The following is a 417-nucleotide window of genomic DNA, read 5'->3' as shown; positions in this document are numbered from 1 at the left end:
ACGCTCTCGAGTTGACCAAGCCGCTCAAGCGTCAGGGGCTTCAGCGCCCGCGCGATCTCCAGTTCCAGCAGGTGAGTTGTGGCACCGGTGTCAATCGGCGTGCAAACGGGACCCCCTATCGGCGCGCAAAAGGGACCCCCTTTCACGATGGCGCAAGGTTGATCGGACACGCGCCTTTGCGCTGCGCGCGGCGTAGGGAGGGCGGAGCCCGACCGGAGGCGCGCGCAGCGCAAAGCATCTTTTAATCGGAGGTCGGTGGGGGCGATCAGCTGCGGTTTTTGAAGCGCCAGCTGTCATTGCCGGTCTCGACGATGTCGCAATGGTGGGTGACGCGATCAAGGAGCGCGGTGGTCATCTTGGGATCGCCGAACACGGTGGGCCATTCGCCGAACGCGAGGTTGGTGGTGATGATGACGC

The 417-nt window shown here is 64.0% G+C and carries 1 protein-coding gene; it reads right to left on the bottom strand.

The genetic code is table 11. The features are described 5' to 3' along the window. Window positions 1-265 precede the first annotated feature (265 nt). The coding region (locus R5H29_RS00750; protein WP_158230018.1) for an ATP-binding protein at window positions 266-417 on the bottom strand (152 nt) is incomplete at its 5' end.

The sequence above is a fragment of the Stenotrophomonas sp. A3_2 genome (assembly GCF_036624925.1).
GTDB lineage: Bacteria > Pseudomonadota > Gammaproteobacteria > Xanthomonadales > Xanthomonadaceae > Stenotrophomonas > Stenotrophomonas hibiscicola.
This window is presented reverse-complemented; position numbering and strand designations above follow the sequence as displayed.